Genomic DNA, 17,737 nt, shown 5'->3' on the forward strand with positions numbered 1-17,737 from the left:
CCGTGATGCAGACTTCGGACGCGGGACATTCAGACGACAACACCACGGCATCGACCTTCACGACGAAGCACATCTTCGTCACCGGAGGAGTGGTCTCGTCACTCGGCAAGGGCCTGACGGCGGCAAGCCTCGGCAACCTTCTCACGGCGCGTGGACTGCGCGTCGTCATGCAGAAGCTCGACCCCTACCTCAACGTGGACCCGGGCACGATGAACCCGTTCCAGCACGGTGAGGTGTTCGTCACCGACGACGGGGCCGAGACCGACCTCGACATCGGGCACTACGAGCGCTTCCTCGACATCGAGCTCAGCCAGGCCGCCAACGTCACGACCGGCCAGATCTACTCGCAGGTCATCGCCCGTGAGCGCCGCGGCGAATACCTCGGCGACACCGTGCAGGTCATCCCGCACATCACCGACGAGATCAAGCGCCGCATGCGCCTGCAGTCCACCGAGTCGCCCCAGCCCGACGTGATCATCACCGAGATCGGCGGCACGGTGGGCGACATCGAGTCGCAGCCGTTCATCGAGTCCGCGCGGCAGATCCGCCACGAGCTCGGCCGCAAGAACGTCTTCTTCGTGCACGTCTCGCTGGTGCCCTTCATGGGTGCCTCGGGCGAGCAGAAGACCAAGCCCACCCAGCACTCCGTCGCGGCCCTGCGCTCCATCGGCATCCAGCCCGATGCGCTGGTCCTGCGCAGCGACCGGCCCGTCACCGAGTCGAACAAGCGCAAGATCGCGCTCATGTGCGACGTCGACGAGGACGCGGTCGTCAACGCCGTGGACGTGCCGAGCATCTACGACATCCCCACGATGCTGCACGACCAGGGACTCGACTCCTACATCGTCGACGCGCTCGACATCGACAAGGCCGCCGACGTCGACTGGTCGCGCTGGCAGCGGGTGCTGCAGGCGGTGCACAACCCCAAGCACGAGGTCACCATCGGGCTCGTCGGCAAGTACATCGACCTCCCCGACGCCTACCTGTCGGTGACCGAGGCCATCAAGGCCGGAGGCTTCGCGCAGGAGACCCACGTCAAGATCACGTGGATCCCCTCCGACCTCTGCGAGACACCCGAGGGTGCGGCGAAGGCCCTCTCGGCGGTGGACGGGATCATCGTCCCCGGCGGGTTCGGCATCCGCGGGATCGAGGGCAAGCTCGGTGCGCTGCGCTTCGCCCGTGAGCAGGGGATCCCGACGCTCGGCATCTGCCTGGGACTGCAGTGCATGGTCATCGAGTACGCGCGCACCGTCGCCGGCCTCGAGGGAGCCTCGTCGAGCGAGTTCGACCCCGACACCGTGCACCCCGTCGTCGCCACGATGGCCGAGCAGATCGACATCCTGCAGAGCGGCGACCTCGGCGGCACGATGCGCCTGGGTCTCTACCCGGCCGACCTCGCCGAGGGGTCGCTCGCGGCCGAGGTCTACGGCGGGAACCGGGTGTCCGAGCGGCACCGCCACCGCTACGAGGTCAACAACGCCTACCGTCAGCAGCTGAGCGACGCGGGTCTGGTGTTCTCGGGGCTCAACCCCGACCTCGACCTCGTCGAGTACGTCGAGCTGCCGCGCGATGTCCACCCGTACTACATCGCCACGCAGGCCCACCCCGAGCTGCGGTCGCGCCCCACCGAGCCGCACCCGCTCTTCCGCGGACTGGTCGGCGCGGCGCTCGAGCGTCACCGTTCGAGCGAGCTGTTCGACGTCGAGGAGGACTGACATGGAGTCGCTGCGCGACGAGCCCGTCGACCTGGAGGTCGTCGCCAGCGACCTCGTCTTCCAGGGGGCCGTGTGGGATCTCCGCTCCGACACCGTGAAGTACGGCGACGGGGAGATGACCCGGCAGTACGTCGAGCACCCCGGCGCCGCGGCGGTCGTCGCCCTCGACGACGACGGCCGTGTGGTGCTCATCCAGCAGTACCGGCAGCCCATCAAGGAGCGCGACTGGGAGATCCCGGCGGGTCTCCTCGACGTGGCCGGGGAGCCCCCGCTCGAGACGGCGAAGCGCGAGCTGACCGAAGAGGTCGACCTCGTCGCCGAGCGATGGCAGCACCTGGTGTCGGTGCACACGACGCCGGGCGGCAACGACGAGATCGTCCACCTCTTCCTCGCCCGCGGCCTGTCCGAGGTCGTCACCGACTACGAGCGCGAGCACGAGGAGTCCGACATGCGCGTCGAGCGCGTGCCGCTGGCCGACGTGATCGACGGGGTGCTCGAGGGGCGCCTGCGCAACGGCATCCTGGCCACGGGTGTGCTCGCGGCGGCCGAGGTGCTGCGCCGCGAGGCCGCGTCGGCCTGACGTGGACCTCGGGCGCGCGGTCGAGACGTACCTCCGGCACGTCGCGCTCGAACGGGGCCTGTCCGACCACACCGTCGCCGCGTACCGCCGTGACCTCGCCGTCTACACGGAATGGCTGGTCTCGCGGGGGATCGGCGACACGGATGCCGTGACCCCGGCGACGGTGGCCGAGTTCGCCGCCGAGCGCGCCTCGGCGGAGCCGCCGCCCGCCGCCTCGTCCCTCGCGCGACTGCAGTCGTCGGTGCGGGGGCTGCACCGCTTCCTCGTGCGCGAAGGACGCGCCGACGACGACCCGAGCGGGCGGCTGCGCCCACCGAAAGCGCCTCGTCGGCTCCCGAAGGCGCTGTCGATCGGTCAGGTCGAACAGCTCCTGGATGCCGCTGGCCCCGCGCCCGGGTCGGAGGACGCCACGGCGGCCGACCCGTCGGCCGTCCGCGACCGGGCTCTGCTGGAACTGCTGTACGCCACGGGCGCGCGCGTGTCGGAGATCGTGCAGCTCGACGTGGACGACACCGCGCACGGCGACGTGCTGCGGGTGCGCGGCAAGGGCGCGAAGGAACGGATCGTCCCGGTCGGGTCCTACGCCCGCGCCGCCGTGGAGGCGTATCTCACGCGGGTCCGGCCCGCGTGGGCGGCCAAGGGCAGGGCCACCCCGCGGCTGTTCCTCGGGGTCCGCGGGGCGCCGCTGTCGCGGCAGAGCGCGTGGCTCATCATCCAGGCCGCCGCCGAGCGGGCGGGGCTCACCGCGCACGTCTCGCCGCACACGCTCCGGCACTCCTTCGCGACGCACCTGCTGCAGGGCGGCGCCGACGTGCGCGTGGTGCAGGAACTCCTCGGTCACGCGTCGGTGGCCACGACGCAGATCTACACGCACGTCTCGGTCGACGCCCTCCGCGACGTGTACGCCACCGCGCACCCGCGGGCACGGTGACGGGGGACGGCGGGGAGTGCCATCCTCTCGTCGTGCTGAGAACAGGGGATGCGACCAGGACAGGGGAATCCGACCGATATCGGCCTGTTCCGGGGGCCGCGCCTGTTTTCGCGACGCGGTGCGCTGCGCAACAGGCGAGGTCGCGCGTCGCGAGAACAGGCGATGCGGCGGAAACAGGGCGTTTCGACTGCGTTCGGCCTGTCGCGGGGGCATCCGCCTGTTTTGGGTACGTGCCGCGGCAGCGCGCACCGCGTGGTCTCCCGGCGGGCGACGGGCCGGCGAGTAGACTCGACACCGTTATGACGAAGGCGGGAGACTCGGTGTCGGCGAGCACGAAGGGGACGGCGAAGAGCGCGGACGAGGTCATCCTCGGCCCCACAGGCCGGCCGTACCGCGGATTCCCGACGCCCGCGAAGCTTGACAGCCACGGTCCCGCCCGCATCATCGCCCTCTGCAACCAGAAGGGCGGCGTCGGCAAGACGACGACGACCATCAACCTCGCCGCCTCGCTCGCCGGTTACGGCCGCCGCGTGCTCGCGGTCGACTTCGACCCGCAGGGCGCGCTGTCGGCGGGTCTCGGGATCCAGACGCACGACGTCCCCACGATCTACGACCTGCTGCTCGACACCAAGCGCGACCCGCACGAGGTCATCGTCTCCACGCGGGTCGAGGGCCTCGACATCCTCCCGGCCAACATCGATCTGTCGGCCGCCGAGGTGCACCTCGTCAACGAGGTCGCGCGTGAGACGATCCTCGCCCGCGTGCTCCGCAAGGTCGCGGCGGAGTACGACGTCATCCTCATCGACTGCCAGCCGTCGCTCGGACTCCTCACCGTCAACGCGCTCACGGCCGCCCACGGCGTGCTGATCCCGCTCGAGTGCGAGTTCTTCGCCCTGCGCGGTGTCGCCCTGCTGGTCGAGACCATCGACAAGGTGCGCGATCGACTGAACCCCGCCATCGAACTCGACGGGGTCCTCGCCACGATGTACGACGCGCGCACCCTGCACTCGCGCGAGGTGCTGGAGCGCGTGGTCGAGGCGTTCGGCGACGACGTCCTCGAAACGGTCATCGGACGCACGGTGAAGTTCCCGGATGCGTCTGTTTCGGGCATGCCGATCACGGAGTTCGCGCCCGAGCACGCCGCCGCGCAGGCCTACCTGCGGCTGGCGCGGGAGCTGGTCGCCCGTGGCGCCGTCGCCTGACGACGGCACCGTCCCTACGGCGCCGGAGGGCGTCGACTCCACCGGGTTCCGCGTCTCGCTGCCCGTCTTCGATGGACCGTTCGACCTGCTGCTGAACCTGATCTCGGCGCACGAACTCGACATCACCGAGGTCGCGCTGAGCCGGGTCACGGACGAGTTCATCGCGCACCTCCGCGCGCTCGGCCCCGAGGGCGATCTGGACGAGGCATCCGAGTTCCTCGTCGTGGCCGCGACCCTGCTCGACATGAAGATCGCCGGTCTCCTGCCGCAGGGCGAGCTTGTGGATGCCGAATCCGTGGCGTTGCTCGAAGCGCGCGACCTGCTCTTCGCGCGTCTGCTGCAGTACCGGGCCTTCAAGGAAGTGTCGGCATGGTTCGCGCGCTGCCTGCAGCGCGAGGACCGGCGGCACACGCGGAACGTGCGGCTGGATGCCAAGTACCGCAGCGCCGTCCCGGAGCTCGTGTGGACGCTCAGCGCCGAGGACTTCGCGGCGCTCGCCGTCGTCGCGCTCGCGCCGAAGCAGCTGCCGACCGTCGGCCTCGATCACCTGCACGCGCCACTGGTGAGCATCCGCGAGCAGGCCGCGATCGTCGTGACGCTGCTGCGCGGATCGGGGACGCTGAACTTCCGCGACCTGGTCGCCGGAGTGACGCAGACCGGGGTCGTCGTGGCGCGGTTCCTCGCGATCCTCGAGCTGTACCGCCACGCCGCGCTGTCGTTCGAGCAACTCGAACCGCTGGGGGAGCTGACCCTGCGCTGGACCGCCGAGAGGTGGTCGGAAGAGAACCTCGCCGCCCTGGGAGCCGACTATGACCGATGACCCGACCGAGCCCGCCGCGCGCCCGAACGACACGGCATCCGTCGCCCGTCGGCTCGAGGCGATCCTGCTGATCCTCGACGAGCCGCAGAGCCTCGTGTCGCTGGCGGCGGCCGTCGCCGCACCGGTCCCGGCCGTGCGTCAGGCCATCGAGGGCCTCGTGGCCGACTACGACGGCGAGACCGGCGGCCCCCGCCGCGGCTTCGAATTGCGCGAGGTCGGGGGCGGGTGGCGGCTGTACGTCCGTGAAGAGTACGACGACGTCGTGGGGGAGTTCGTCAACACGCAGGCGCCCTCGCGCCTGTCGCAGGCGGCGCTGGAGACCCTCGCCGTCATCGCCTACAAGCAACCCATGACGCGGGGGCAGGTGGCATCCATCCGGGCGGTGAACGTGGACTCGGTCGTCCGGACGCTCCTCGCCCGTGGACTGATCACCGAGGTGTTCACCGACCCGGACACGGGCGCGATCCACTACGGGACGACCGACCAGCTGCTGGTCAACCTGGGCATCAACTCGCTCGACGAGCTGCCCCACATCTCGCCGTTGCTCGACGACGGCGCGGACGGATTCGACGGAGAGGTGCTCAGATGAGCGAAGAGGGCATACGCCTGCAGAAGGTGCTCGCGAACGCGGGGGTGGCGTCGCGCCGGGTCTCGGAGGAGATGATCGTCGCGGGCCGCGTGCGGGTCAACGGCGAAGTGGTCACCGAGCTCGGCTCGCGGATCGACCCGGAGACCGACCTCGTCGACGTCGATGGCACGGCGATCCAGCTGGACACGTCCAAGCGCTACGTCATCCTCAACAAGCCGACCGGCGTGGTCAGCTCGATGAGCGACGACCGCGGGCGCCCCGACCTCCGCGGCTTCACAAAGGACTGGGAGGAGCGCCTGTTCAACGTCGGACGCCTGGATGCCGACACCTCGGGGCTCCTCGTCCTCACCAACGACGGCGACCTCGCCCACGTGCTCGCGCACCCCTCGTTCGGCGTGACGAAGGTGTACATCGCGAAGGTCGAGGGGCAGGTGCTGCCGCAGACGATCCAGCGGCTGATCAGGGGCGTCGAGCTCGAGGACGGGCGGATCGCGGCCGACAAGGCGCGGCTCCTGGACTCCTCGCGCGGGGAGAGTCTGGTGGAGTTGACGCTGCACTCGGGGAAGAACCGGATCGTGCGACGCATGATGGCCGAGGTCGGCCACCCCGTCGTCGAACTCGTCCGGCGTCAGTTCGGCCCCCTTCACCTGGGAACTCTCCCGGTGGGGAAGGCCCGCGAGTTGACTACAGTAGAACGTGGCGCACTGCTCACGCTGTCTCGTCGAGACGGCGACACTCCGGCCGCTCCGGCCGAGTGACCCTCGGGCGCCGCGCGGTGCGAACGCCACCGCCAGGGCAGCAGGAGACCCGATGATCGAACCGAACGGAACGTCCGCGCGCGCGGAGGCGCCGTTGGCGACCCGTACCAGCGGCACGGTGCGCGTCGTCGGGTCGGGCCTTCTCGGGGCGAGCGTCGGCCACGCCCTCACCGCTCTCGGCGTCGACGTCGTGCTCTCCGACACGTCGCCGTCGCAGCTGCGCCTCGCGATCGACTACGGCGCCGGGCGCGCCGAGCGAGATGACGACCGGCCGTCGCTGATCGTCGTCGCCGTGCCGCCGGACGTCGTCGCCGACGTCGTGGAGCGCGAGCTCGCGGCCTACCCGGGCGCCGTGGTCACCGACGTCGCGAGCATCAAGCTCGAGCCGCTGCGGACGCTCCGCGCGCGCGGCGTCGACCTCACGCACTACATCGGGTCGCACCCGATGGCCGGACGCGAACGCGGGGGAGCGATCTCCGCGCGCGCCGACATCTTCGTCGGACGCCCGTGGGTGGTGTGCCGCGACGCCGAGACCTCGGCGCACGATCTGTCCCTCGTCGAGGGACTCGCGCTCGACCTGGGCGCCACGCTCATCGAGATGACGCCCGAAGAGCACGATGAGTCCGTCGCGCTGATGTCGCACGTTCCGCAGCTGGTCGCGAGCCTCCTGGCCGGCCGGTTCGTCGAGGCGCCCGATGGGTCCCTTCGTCTCGCGGGACAGGGCGTGCGCGACACCACCCGCATCGCGGCATCCGCCCCCGAACTGTGGGTGCAGATCCTCGGCGCCAACGCGGCTCCCGTGGTCGAAGTGCTCGACCAGCTCGCCTCCGACCTCGGCGACGTGGCCGCCGCACTGCGCGATCCGGACGCCCCCGGCGCCCGCCGCACCGTGGCCGACACGATCCGCCGCGGCAACGAGGGCGTCGAGCGTCTGCCGGGCAAGCACGGGCAGAACCGCCGGTTCGACACCTTCGTCGTCATGGTCGACGACACCTCCGGCCAGCTCGGCCGCCTCTTCGGCGAGCTGGGCGACCTCGACGTCAACGTCGAAGACCTGCGTCTCGAGCACTCGCCGGGGGCCCCCTTCGGCCTGGCCGAGATCAGTGTCGTCCCCGACGCCGTCCGCCGAGCCGTCGACGGGCTCCAGCAGCGCGGATGGCGGATTGCGAGCACCACCCATGACTGACCCCACCATCTTCCGGCCCGGCGTCGTCGCCCCCGCCGAGGGATCGGCATCCGGAGTTCCCGCCGTCGTCGCGATCGACGGTCCCGCCGGCAGCGGCAAGTCGAGCGTCTCGAAGGCCACGGCCGTGCGCCTCGGCTACGGATTCCTCGACACGGGAGCCGCCTACCGCGCCCTCGCGTGGCACGCGCTCGAGCACGGCAGCGACACCTCCGACGCCACCGCGGTGCTGGAGGTCTTCGGCGACTTCGACTACGCCATCTCGCTCGACCCGGCCGACCGCTGGGTCCGCGTCGGCGGAACCGACGTCACCGCCGCGATCCGCGAACCGCGCGTCACGGACGCCGTGAGCGGCGTGGCCCGCGTCCCCGCCGTGCGGCAGGCCGTGAACGACCTGTTCCGTCGGCTCGTGGCATCCTCGGGCCTGCGGGGTGTCGTGGTCGAGGGCCGCGACATCACCACGGTCGTGTACCCCGATGCGCCCGTGCGCATCCTTCTGACCGCGGCGCCCGAGGTGCGCGCCGCCCGCCGCAGCGCCGAGCTGACCTCGCAGGACGCCGCCGCGGTCGCGGCAGCGCTGCACAAGCGCGATGCGGCTGATTCCACGGTCGTCGACTTCCTCACCGCCGCCCCCGGCGTACAGGTCGTCGACTCGACCCACCTCGATTTCGAACAGACCGTCGACGCCGTGCTGAACGTCGTCGACTCCACGATGGGAGCCCGCGATGGGCGTTGACGACGAGTACGAAGGCGGGCCCGACCAGCTCGCCGAGAAGATGGCCGAGCTGGACGAGGTCCTGGCCGAACAGCGCGCGCAAGCGCTGCGCGCGGGCCTCGAGGACTTCGACCTCGACGAGGACGACGCGGCGCTGCTCGCGGGTCTCGCCGGGGGAGAGGACGGGATCGAGTTCTTGCCGGCGCTGCCGGTCGTGGCGATCGTGGGTCGCCCGAACGTCGGCAAGTCGGCGCTGGTGAACCGCATCCTCGGCCGCCGCGAGGCCGTCGTCGAGGACACCCCGGGCGTCACCCGCGACCGCGTGACCTACAAGGCCGAGTGGCTCGACCGCCGGTTCTCGCTGGTGGACACGGGCGGTTGGGAGCCGGACGCGCGCGGAATCGACCGCTCGGTTGCCGCGCAGGCCGAGGTCGCAATCGACCTCGCCGACGTCGTCCTGTTCGTGGTGGATGCCACGGTGGGCGCGACCGCGACCGACGAGCACGTCGTGCGGCTGCTGCGCAAGACCAAGAAGCCCGTGTTCCTCGTGGCGAACAAGGTTGACGACGCCCGCCAGGAGCCCGAGGCCGCGGCACTGTGGAACCTCGGTCTCGGCGAACCGCACCCCGTCTCGGCCATCCACGGCCGCGGCGTCGCCGACCTCCTCGACGAGCTCATGAAGGTGCTGCCCGAGATCTCGGCCGTCGCCAAGTACGAGATCGGCGGCCCGCGCCGCGTCGCGATCCTCGGCCGCCCGAACGTGGGCAAGTCGTCGCTGTTGAATAAGGCCGCGGGTGAAGAGCGCGTCGTCGTGAACGAGCTCGCGGGTACCACCCGTGACCCCGTGGACGAGGTCGTCGAGCTCGGCGGCAAGCTCTGGACGCTCGTGGACACCGCCGGCATCCGTCGTCGCGTGCACCTGCAGCAGGGCGCCGACTTCTACGCGTCGCTGCGCACCTCGACCGCCCTGGAGAAGTCCGAGGTCGCCGTCGTCGTGCTCGACGTGTCGCAGTCGATCAGCGTGCAGGACCTCAACATCATCGACCTGGTGCTCGAGTCGGGGCGCGCGCTCGTGCTGGCGTTCAACAAGTGGGACCGCCTGAACGACGACGACATGGAGAACGCCGACCGTCGCCGCTACCTCGAGCGCGAGATCGAGCAGGACCTCGCGCACGTGACGTGGGCGCCGCGCGTGAACATCTCCGCCCGCACCGGTCGTCACCTCGACAAGCTCGTGCCGGCGCTCGAGACGGCGCTGGAGTCGTGGGACCAGCGAATCCCGACGGGCAAGTTCAACGCGTTCCTCGCCGAACTCGTCGCCGAGCACCCGCACCCGCTGCGCGGCGGAAAGCAGCCCCGCATCCTGTTCGGGACGCAGGCGTCGACGCGTCCGCCGACCTTCGTGCTCTTCACCACCGGGTTCCTCGACCCGGGCTACCGCCGGTTCATCCAGCGGCGCCTGCGCGAGATCTACGGCTTCGAGGGCACCCCGATCGTGCTGAACATGCGCATCCGCGAGAAGCGCCAGCGCTGAGTCGCCCCACGACGCCCCGGTTACGGCCGGGGCGTTCGTGTTGTCCGGGGGTTCGGCATCCCAGCCTGGCCGTGCGCCGGGTCGTTCCGTCGGGTGGAGTTCGGGGCGGACGCGCCGAGGTGGGATGCCGCCGGGGCGGCGTGTCGGGCCGGGATCCGCGGGACGGTGAGTGGTGCGGGCGCGGGAGCAGCATCCGGGCCGTCACAGTCTGAGAAATTGCTGTGCGCGGAGGCGGTCGGTCGGTAGTGTCCGTGAGGCGGGCGTCCGGCCCGTAGACGCGCATCCGTGGGGGATGCCGAAGGGGGAAGCATCATGTCCAGTTCCGTCAGCGCGCCGCCGCTCGATCAGCCGTACTACGGGGCTCCGCTGAGCGCGGCCGTCCGCCGGTTCTTCGCGAAGTACGCCACGTTCACCGGTCGCGCGAGCCGCAGCGAGTACTGGTGGTGGTGGCTCGTGGCCGCCATCGTCAACTTCGTGCTGCAGATCCTCGCGCTGGTCACGGGAGGCCTCAAGGCCGGCTCGGATGGCGCCGTCGTCGTCGGCACGGGTCTCGGCATCGTCTTCCTCGTGCTGGTCATCGTCTGGGGGCTCGGGACGATCGTCCCCGGCATCGCGCTGTTGGTGCGGCGCCTGCACGACTCCAACCACAGCGGATTCTGGGTCTTCATCGGTCTGGTGCCGCTCGTCGGCGGTCTCATCCTGTTCATCTTCACGCTGCTCGGACCGAACCCCGAGGGTGCTCGCTTCGACCGGTAGTCCGTCGCGCGTCGTGCCGTGCGGCGGTCGGTTCGCCGACGATGGAGCCGCGAGACTGCATCCGCCTGACATCGCCATTGCATACTGCAGTGGATTCGTCGGGGGGATGCAGTCTCGCCGTTCCGGCGGGGGTTTTCGCGGCGGACGGCGGCGTGTGACACGCGGGGCGTCTCGTGGGCTGTGGCTGTGCCAGGCTGGGGAGGATGACGATCCAACCCCCCGCCCCCGGTGAGCCGCGGCGTCCGCACGGACCCCGCGATCCCGGCGACGCCTGGGTCGAAGCGCCCACGGGCGAGCGCTACTGGGGACGCTTCGGCGCCGCCGGACTGCTCGCCGTCGACGCTCAGCGCGGAGTGCTGCTACAGCACCGCGTCTCGTGGAGCCACTTCGGCGACACGTGGGCGCTCCCCGGCGGCGCGCGGCACCAGGGCGAATCCGCCCGCGACGGCGCGCTGCGCGAGTCGGCGGAGGAAGCGGGGGTCCCCGTGGATGCCGTGCAGCCCCGGTTCGAGAGCGTCCTCGACCTCGGGATCTGGTCGTACTCGACGCTCGTCGCCGACGTGACCACGCCGTTCGAGCCGGTGATCAGCGACCCCGAGAGCGTGGCGCTCGAGTGGGTGCCGGTCGACGATGTGGCATCCCGCCCCCTCCACCCCGGGTTCGCTTCCGCATGGCCGGTGCTGCGCGACGCGCTGTCGGCGCGACCCGCGGTGATCGTCGACGTCGCGAACGTCGTGGGGTCGGTGCCCGACGGGTGGTGGAAAGACCGCGCGGGTGCCGCGTCGCGGTTGCTGGCGCAGCTCTCGCGGCTCGCGATCGACGGGGTGGATGCCGAGCACCTCGGTCTCGCGGCCACGCGCTGGTTCCCGTTCGTGTCGGCAGTGCTCGAGGGCGACGCGCGGGCGGCGGACGTGGACGCGGACCAAGTGGGTGTGTTCCGGGCTGCGGGGTCGGGCGATGACGAGATCGTCGCCGTCGCGCGGAAGCTCGTGGGGTCGTGGAACCCCGTGATCGTCGTGACCAGCGACCGCGGGCTCGCGGCGCGCGTCGAGGAGCTCGGCGCGTCGGTGCGCGGGGTTCGGTGGCTGCGGGAGCAGCTGGGCTGAGGCCGGCGGCGTCGGCTCGGTGATTCGCGCGGGGTGAGTTGCGGGCGCGGGGTCGTGGCTGAGGTTGTGGGGATCGCCGAGGTTGTGCGGCGGGTGCGGGCAGCCGGGGCGTGCGGCGTTAGGTCAGTGATTCGCGCGGCGTGAGTTGCAGGCCCGGGATCGTGGGTGAGGTTGTGCGGATCGCTGGTGTTGTGCGGCCTCAGTCGACGTCGCGCCCGCGAAGCTTCTCGATCTCGCGGCGGTCGCGCTTCGTGGGGCGTCCGGCGCCGCGGTCGCGGACCGGCACGAAGGGGGTGCTCTCGCGGGGCGGCGGCGGGGGAGTGCGGTCGTCGGCAGCCTCGGCGACCAGCGCCGCGCCGACACGCTTCGCGATGGTCTTCTTCACCACGAGGATGCGGTCGAAACCCTGGATCCGCACGCGCAGCTCATCGCCCGGGCGGACCGGCTGGGCGGCCTTCGCGCGCTCGCCGTTGACGCGCACGTGGCCCGCGCGGCACGCCGTGGTCGCGGCCGACCGGGTCTTGTAGACGCGGATGGCCCACAGCCACGCGTCGACGCGCGCGGTGGGCGTGGCATCCGTCATCGAGGCTCCTTCGAGGAACCTCCATCGTAGGTGGGGCGATCAGTCGCGGAGCGTGAGGGACACGAGCGCGCGGTCGGGCTTGGGGCGGTCGACCACGGTGAACCCCGCCTCTTCGAAGATCGACACCGTGCCGAGGTAGAGGTCGTTCACCGGGATCTTCGCCGCGGACGGGTCGCGCGGGTACCCCTCAACGACGCGCGCGCCGCCGTCGCGGGCGGCGTCGACGGCGGCATCCAGCAGGTCGCGCATCAGTCCGCCACCGCGGTGCGCCTTGCGGACGACGAAGCACGTGACCGCCCAGACATCTTCGTCGTCGAGCGGTTCGGTCGTGGAACCGGTGACGTTGCGGGTGCGGGCCAGTCGAGGCTGGGCCGTCCGCGGGCCGACCCGCACCCACCCGGCCGGTTCGCCATCGACGTAGGCGATGAGTCCGGGTGGCAGGTCGCCGTTGAGCTCGGCGCGGAACATCTCGGTGCGGTCGGCGACCGACGCGTCCTTCCACGGGCCGTTCGGCAGCAGCCACCACTGGCACTGGCATTCGGGACCGTCGCCGCTGTCGAGCGCGGTCTCGGCGTCGTCGAAGCGGTCACCGGTCGCGGGGAGGATCTCGATAGCCATGCGGCGACCGTAGCGAGGGGGTCGGACACGGGCAAGGGATGCCGCGGGGGTTGCGGATCGGCGGGCGCACACGCCCGGGGCGCCGCTGGTTCGCGGGACGTGCGCGGAGCGGGTAAGATAATCGAGTTGCCTGCTCGCGGGCGACGGGATGTGGCGCAGCTTGGTAGCGCACTTGACTGGGGGTCAAGGGGTCGCAGGTTCAAATCCTGTCATCCCGACCAATTGACTGTTACTCAAACCATTGGACGAAGAGTCCCTTTGGATGGTCGAAAACGGAGAGCCTTCCGCGGAAACGCGGGAGGCTCTTTCGTTTGTGGCTGAGGTGTTCGCCTGCCAGTCGTGAAGCGCTTCGTTGATGTCGGTGCGGACAGGTCGGATGCGAATGCCGTCGTCCTCAACGTGCACGATGAGGCGCTGGAAGAACGCGTGGAGGAGGTCCCGTCGGGTGTCCCCTGCGAGGCTCGTGTAGAGGTCCCCGGGGTTTTCGAGGCGGTCGAGGGTGGACACCAGCAAGTTGCTTCGAGGCACGACGGCACCTCCACCCCGGTTCGCGCGCTTATTGAGCCGCCGTGCCTCGCCCCGCATCTGCGTCCCAGACGTGCGTGCGAAAAATCGATGACGATGTCGGAGGTGTGGTCGACGATGTCTCCAATGGCCCACGCAGATTGGCGCGAACCTGTTCGCCTACTCAGACTCAGCCTTAGGCATGCCGCTGCGCATCAGCTGGCGCTCGCGACGCTGGTTGGATGCACGCTCGATGCCTACCTGCCTTTCAACGTGGCAGCGGCGCGACTGGAGGCATTCCTCGAGCCGAAAATCAGGGGGACCGAGCATGCCGCGGGGGCACCGACAGAGCGACAGATACAGTTCCTCCGGAAGCTCTGTCCTACTTTGGAGGTGCATAACGAGAGCCGCGCCGAGATCTCTGCCTGGATCGACCACTACCTCGCGCTTGGCACTATCACTGCGCACGAGGAGTTGAAGCTGAAGAGCGGTGACGTCGTTCGAGTGAGCCGGAGCTACCGATCGATCGGGATAGCGGAAGCACGTCACGAGCTGGCCGTCGTGTCCAGCATCGGCGCGAACGGGCGCGTGTACCTCAAAGGTGGGGGCGGCGCGGGGGCATGGCCCACCGAGGTACAGCACCACGATCCCAGCTGAGGGATCAGCACGTATTAAGCCCGGAATTGCGAGACGCCTCCCCGCGGCTCTCCTGGCGGCGAGATGGCCATGGCCGAACGAGTCGAGCCTATCTCCTAACGCTCGAGTTGGGCTCGACTCAGGGGCTCAACCCTTCGGCGGGTACGGATCCTTCTTGCCGACGGTGTCCGTGTTGCGGATTTGGTTGTTGTCCTTACGGTGGTCGCGGACCTCACCGCCGCCGCTACGGGTTGCGAACCCCACCGCAGCGTCGTGCGCTTCAGCCTGCGTGCCGTAGCGGCCGGCCGCTTGCGAGGCACCCTCTCGTTTGGCGCTCCAGTCGCCTTTGTCCTTGTCGTACTGCACGTCATAATCAGCCATCGTGGCCTCCTTCAGGTAATTGCTGGAGTGCCGATGGTAGGACAGGCCACCGACATTTTGGCGGTTCGACTGACTCGGAGCACAACTCCAGGTCGCTTCGCGCCTCGAATGAGCCGACTCTCGAAATGATGAGCTCATGCTGCGCGTCTATCTCGACCAGAACAAGTGGATCGACCTCGCGAGGGCGGCTAAGGGCCACCCAGCCGGTGCGCGCTATGTAGAGGTCTTGGAAGCTGCCCGCGCTGCCGTCGCGGCGGGCACGGCATCATTTCCGCTCGACATGTTTCGCTACGCCGAGACCGGCAAACGCTCTGATGACCGGTCCCGGAACGACGTTGCCAACGTCATGATCGAACTCTCGAATCGACACACAATGGCGCCCGGACGATACGTGCTGCCCGCCGAACTGGACCACGCGCTCAACGCTCGCTACGGTCGCCCCGAGGAGCCGCGCAGCCCCGAGGTTTTCGGAATCGGGATCCAGCACCTGACGAACGACCAGGTCGTGTTGCCCGAACTCGACATCAGTCTGCTCCGTAGCTCCGAGAACGATATTGACGCTTCGGACTACCCCAAGATCCAGGAGATCTACTCGAAGCTTTTTGAAGCGGAGCTGCTGCGGGTCGGTCCAGCGATGGCACGTTTGGCGGGAGTGGTTACGGACACCCGTCATCTCGATCAGCAATATATCGATCACGAGAACGAGATCGCCTCGGAGATCAGGGCAAGGGGGCTGTCGGGACCCATGCTCGACCTCGCCGTGCGCGCATCGGACCTCGGTGATATCAGGCCCGCGGTCACCCGGGCGGTCGAAGGTATCGGTCTCACCTGGGACCGCTTCGTGGAGGACCTCGGTCCAGCAGGAGTGGTCGAGTTCATGGACGATCTGCCGACGCGGCATGTCACGAACGTGATGCGAGGAGCAAAGCTCCGTCAGACAGAGCAAAAGTGGGAGCTACACGACCTCAACGACATCCTTGGGCTCCCCGTAGCAGCGGCGTACTGCGACGTGGTCGTCACCGAGAAGCAATGGGTGCACCGGTTCACGCAGGCGAAGATCGAGTCTCGTTACGGCACCACCATCCTTCGAAGTGTGGCGGATCTGACGGCAGTCCTTCAGCGTGCCGCCTCCGCGTGATCTTGATGGATCGGGCGACGCGGGTACGGGTGTCGCGTCCGCGAGATGCCTGTCGAGGAGACTCCGTCAGCGTGTGGGGCCGAGCGAGCTGGTCAGGAGCCGGGTGTCGTACGTTCCCGTTACAGTCCCGACCATGAACGAGTGGTGGCGCGTCGACGGCTGGCCGACGGCAGACGAGTGGCAGGCGCTCTGGGCATTCGCAACATTGGTCGTCGCCGTGGTCGCGGCATGGCTCGCCCTTCGCCAGTACCGGTCCTCCGTCGGGTCGCAACTCGAGCAGGCCAGACCCTACGTGATCGTCGACTTCTCGTTCGAGGGCAGCGCCGCCATCCTTCTAGAAGTGAAGAACGTGGGGCTCACTGCTGCGCGGAACATTCGGTTCGAGTGGTCCCCTCTACCTGTCGCGGACGATGAGGTTGCGCAGGCCGCGATCGATCGGACTCTTGTCCGAGACGGAATCCCGTTCTTGGCTCCGGGTCGCTCGATGTTCTTCTGGTTCGGAGTCTTCAGAGATGACTACGAGGAGACCATGCAGCGGCGCTTGATCGTAACCGCGACCTGTGAAGGCAGTGGCGATGCTCGCACGTGGACCAGTCAGTCTCTGTTGGATCTCGCGCAGTGGGCCGAGACGATGGTCCAGGAGGCTTCTATCGAGAAGGTCGCAAGTAGCTTGAAGAAGCTTGCCGATGCGGCCAGCAATCAAAAGAGTGCCGACGCGGAACTCGCCAAGGCTGCCAACTCCCTACACGAATACCTCGAAGCGACCGAGCGGGTGATTGACAGTCGCGCACGCAAGAGGTCCCATCTCCACCGTCGTTTTGCTGCGCAGCAAGACCGTGAGACGCGCCGCCGGGCGGAGCTCGCGAAGCTCACAAAAGCCACTGAAGAAGAGGGAGAACCCTGATCGGGCGACTGATCGTCCGTCGTGTCCAGTTGAGGTTCAGGCTCGTGCCGACGAGTCGAGCGCGCCTGTCCCGAGAGCACCGCGCAGCGAGTCGGCCGCAGCCACTCCGGCGATTTCGTCGGCCTCTGCCGTCAGGCGCCCTTGATCACCGCCACCACTTCCGGCAGCGTTGGGTCGTCCTGGAGATCCTCGTGTCCCGCGGCGGCGGTACTGGACAGAGCGGCGGTCACGTAGTCGGGGAGCCCCTCCCTGATTCTCACCTTGTCGTCAACGGGCTCGGCCGAATGGAGCTCAAGCAGTTTGCGGAGATCTTCGTCGGACACCCGAAGCGGAGCGGGGGCCGCCGGCGACTGTGACGGATCAGGAATGCCACTTGTCGGATTGCCCCCGCCGGAGGTTCCACCATCACTAGAGCCGCCACCTCCACCTGCTGACCCGCCAGATGGCAATCGGAGCAAGTCGGACCACGGCATCGATATCTTGGCAAAGCGCGAGACTTCGTTCATTCCGCGCCTAACGTTGGCGTTCCGAATCCGTCGTACTTCGGACGTGCGAACGACCGCGCATCCGAACAACTCCGTGTCCCGGCCGGATGGAAAAGCGATGTCAGTGCGGGGGAGAGCCCAGCCGTTGTAGAAGAGGTGGAATGGCACGGTGCCGTTCTTGGCAGCGTGCCGGAGGAGTGTGTCGTACTGCTTCTCTTTGGGCAACGCGCCCTTGTGGCCGAGAGCTTGGTACTCGGGTTTCTTCCGGCCGAGATATACCCGCTTCGCCTGAATGCTGAAGCCGACCACGTTGCCGGACGCCGATTGAACCCACAACTCGAAGTCTGCCCCGCTCGCCTTCTCGTCGTGCGCACGCACGCGTTCCACGAGAAGCGGCAGTGATTGTTCGCGAAGCAATCGCTTCAGCGCGAGCAGAACCGTATGGGTGATCGTGACCTCACCCCAGTCGACGTCAAGGTCATACGCGTCAACGAGCGATGCCCAGGTGCTGCGTGCCAGCTCGTCCATGAGATCGGTTACCGGAGTAAGGTCCACGTCCACATCCTGACAGGTTGCTCTATCCGCTTGCGGCGTTCGGA

Annotated in this window: 19 protein-coding genes and 1 tRNA gene; 16 read left to right on the plus strand and 4 right to left on the minus strand. The window is 68.9% G+C overall.

Annotated features, from left to right (window positions below):
* Positions 1-5: 5 nt before the first annotated feature.
* The 12 genes from P8R59_RS12350 to P8R59_RS12405 all read left to right on the plus strand — a co-directional run bounded on the left by P8R59_RS12350 (position 6) and on the right by P8R59_RS12405 (position 11,889).
* Positions 6-1,715 carry a CTP synthase gene (locus tag P8R59_RS12350; RefSeq protein WP_278103822.1) on the plus strand — a complete coding sequence of 570 codons (1,710 nt, stop codon included), beginning with the start codon at positions 6-8 and terminating at the stop codon, positions 1,713-1,715.
* Between the two features lies 1 nt (position 1,716).
* Positions 1,717-2,295, plus strand: a complete 579-nt coding sequence (locus tag P8R59_RS12355; RefSeq protein WP_077052611.1) for an NUDIX domain-containing protein — start codon at positions 1,717-1,719, stop codon at positions 2,293-2,295.
* Between the two features lies 1 nt (position 2,296).
* Positions 2,297-3,226: a site-specific tyrosine recombinase XerD gene (xerD, locus tag P8R59_RS12360; protein ID WP_278101307.1), complete on the plus strand. Its 930-nt coding sequence runs from the start codon at positions 2,297-2,299 to the stop codon at positions 3,224-3,226.
* Positions 3,227-3,525: 299 nt separating this feature from the next.
* On the plus strand, positions 3,526-4,428 hold the full coding sequence (locus tag P8R59_RS12365) for a ParA family protein (RefSeq protein WP_278101308.1): 903 nt from the start codon (positions 3,526-3,528) through the stop codon (positions 4,426-4,428).
* Complete coding sequence (locus P8R59_RS12370; RefSeq protein ID WP_278101309.1) at positions 4,412-5,248, plus strand: segregation and condensation protein A; 837 nt, start codon at positions 4,412-4,414, stop codon at positions 5,246-5,248. Before P8R59_RS12365 ends, P8R59_RS12370 begins: the two co-directional genes overlap by 17 nt.
* Entirely contained in the window at positions 5,238-5,837 is a 600-nt protein-coding gene (scpB, locus tag P8R59_RS12375; RefSeq protein WP_278101310.1) for an SMC-Scp complex subunit ScpB, read from the plus strand. Before P8R59_RS12370 ends, scpB begins: the two co-directional genes overlap by 11 nt.
* The gene (locus P8R59_RS12380) at positions 5,834-6,595 is read left to right on the plus strand and encodes a pseudouridine synthase (RefSeq protein ID WP_278101311.1); all 762 of its coding nucleotides are present in this window, start codon (positions 5,834-5,836) and stop codon (positions 6,593-6,595) included. Before scpB ends, P8R59_RS12380 begins: the two co-directional genes overlap by 4 nt.
* A 52-nt stretch (positions 6,596-6,647) precedes the next feature.
* A complete protein-coding gene (locus tag P8R59_RS12385; protein WP_278101312.1) occupies positions 6,648-7,781 on the plus strand; it encodes a prephenate dehydrogenase in 1,134 nt (377 codons plus the stop codon).
* Entirely contained in the window at positions 7,774-8,514 is a 741-nt protein-coding gene (gene cmk / locus P8R59_RS12390; protein ID WP_278101313.1) for a (d)CMP kinase, read from the plus strand. Before P8R59_RS12385 ends, cmk begins: the two co-directional genes overlap by 8 nt.
* On the plus strand, positions 8,504-10,027 hold the full coding sequence (gene der, locus P8R59_RS12395; RefSeq protein WP_077052605.1) for a ribosome biogenesis GTPase Der: 1,524 nt from the start codon (positions 8,504-8,506) through the stop codon (positions 10,025-10,027). The genes cmk and der overlap by 11 nt, the downstream gene beginning before the upstream one ends.
* Before the next feature lie 312 nt (positions 10,028-10,339).
* The gene (locus P8R59_RS12400) at positions 10,340-10,783 is read left to right on the plus strand and encodes a DUF805 domain-containing protein (protein ID WP_278101314.1); all 444 of its coding nucleotides are present in this window, start codon (positions 10,340-10,342) and stop codon (positions 10,781-10,783) included.
* A 203-nt stretch (positions 10,784-10,986) separates the two neighbouring features.
* Positions 10,987-11,889: an NUDIX hydrolase gene (locus P8R59_RS12405; protein ID WP_278101315.1), complete on the plus strand. Its 903-nt coding sequence runs from the start codon at positions 10,987-10,989 to the stop codon at positions 11,887-11,889.
* A gap of 199 nt (positions 11,890-12,088) precedes the next feature.
* On the opposite strand, the gene P8R59_RS12410 is transcribed toward P8R59_RS12405, so the two are convergent.
* Positions 12,089-12,472 (minus strand): RNA-binding S4 domain-containing protein, encoded by a 384-nt coding sequence (locus tag P8R59_RS12410; protein ID WP_278101316.1) that lies wholly within the window; start codon positions 12,470-12,472, stop codon positions 12,089-12,091.
* A gap of 39 nt (positions 12,473-12,511) precedes the next feature.
* Positions 12,512-13,090, minus strand: coding sequence for a GNAT family N-acetyltransferase (locus P8R59_RS12415; RefSeq protein ID WP_278101317.1), 579 nt, complete (start codon positions 13,088-13,090; stop codon positions 12,512-12,514).
* Positions 13,091-13,234: 144 nt separating this feature from the next.
* Here P8R59_RS12415 and P8R59_RS12420 point away from each other — a divergent pair.
* Positions 13,235-13,311 (plus strand) — tRNA-Pro (locus P8R59_RS12420).
* Between the two features lie 118 nt (positions 13,312-13,429).
* Entirely contained in the window at positions 13,430-14,251 is an 822-nt protein-coding gene (locus tag P8R59_RS12425) for a hypothetical protein (protein ID WP_278101318.1), read from the plus strand.
* A gap of 126 nt (positions 14,252-14,377) precedes the next feature.
* Here the strand turns inward: P8R59_RS12425 and P8R59_RS12430 are convergent, their stop codons facing one another.
* A complete protein-coding gene (locus P8R59_RS12430; protein WP_063256884.1) occupies positions 14,378-14,611 on the minus strand; it encodes a DUF2188 domain-containing protein in 234 nt (77 codons plus the stop codon).
* A gap of 136 nt (positions 14,612-14,747) precedes the next feature.
* On the opposite strand from P8R59_RS12430, the gene P8R59_RS12435 reads away from it, so the two are divergent.
* Positions 14,748-15,749, plus strand: coding sequence for a hypothetical protein (locus P8R59_RS12435; RefSeq protein ID WP_278101319.1), 1,002 nt, complete (start codon positions 14,748-14,750; stop codon positions 15,747-15,749).
* 133 nt (positions 15,750-15,882) lie between these two features.
* On the plus strand, positions 15,883-16,653 hold the full coding sequence (locus P8R59_RS12440; RefSeq protein WP_278101320.1) for a hypothetical protein: 771 nt from the start codon (positions 15,883-15,885) through the stop codon (positions 16,651-16,653).
* A gap of 131 nt (positions 16,654-16,784) precedes the next feature.
* On the opposite strand, the gene P8R59_RS12445 is transcribed toward P8R59_RS12440, so the two are convergent.
* Positions 16,785-17,666, minus strand: a complete 882-nt coding sequence (locus P8R59_RS12445; RefSeq protein WP_278101321.1) for a DUF6615 family protein — start codon at positions 17,664-17,666, stop codon at positions 16,785-16,787.
* Between the last annotated feature and the right edge of the window lie 71 nt (positions 17,667-17,737).

The organism is Microbacterium proteolyticum (assembly GCF_029639405.1).
Classification (GTDB): domain Bacteria; phylum Actinomycetota; class Actinomycetes; order Actinomycetales; family Microbacteriaceae; genus Microbacterium.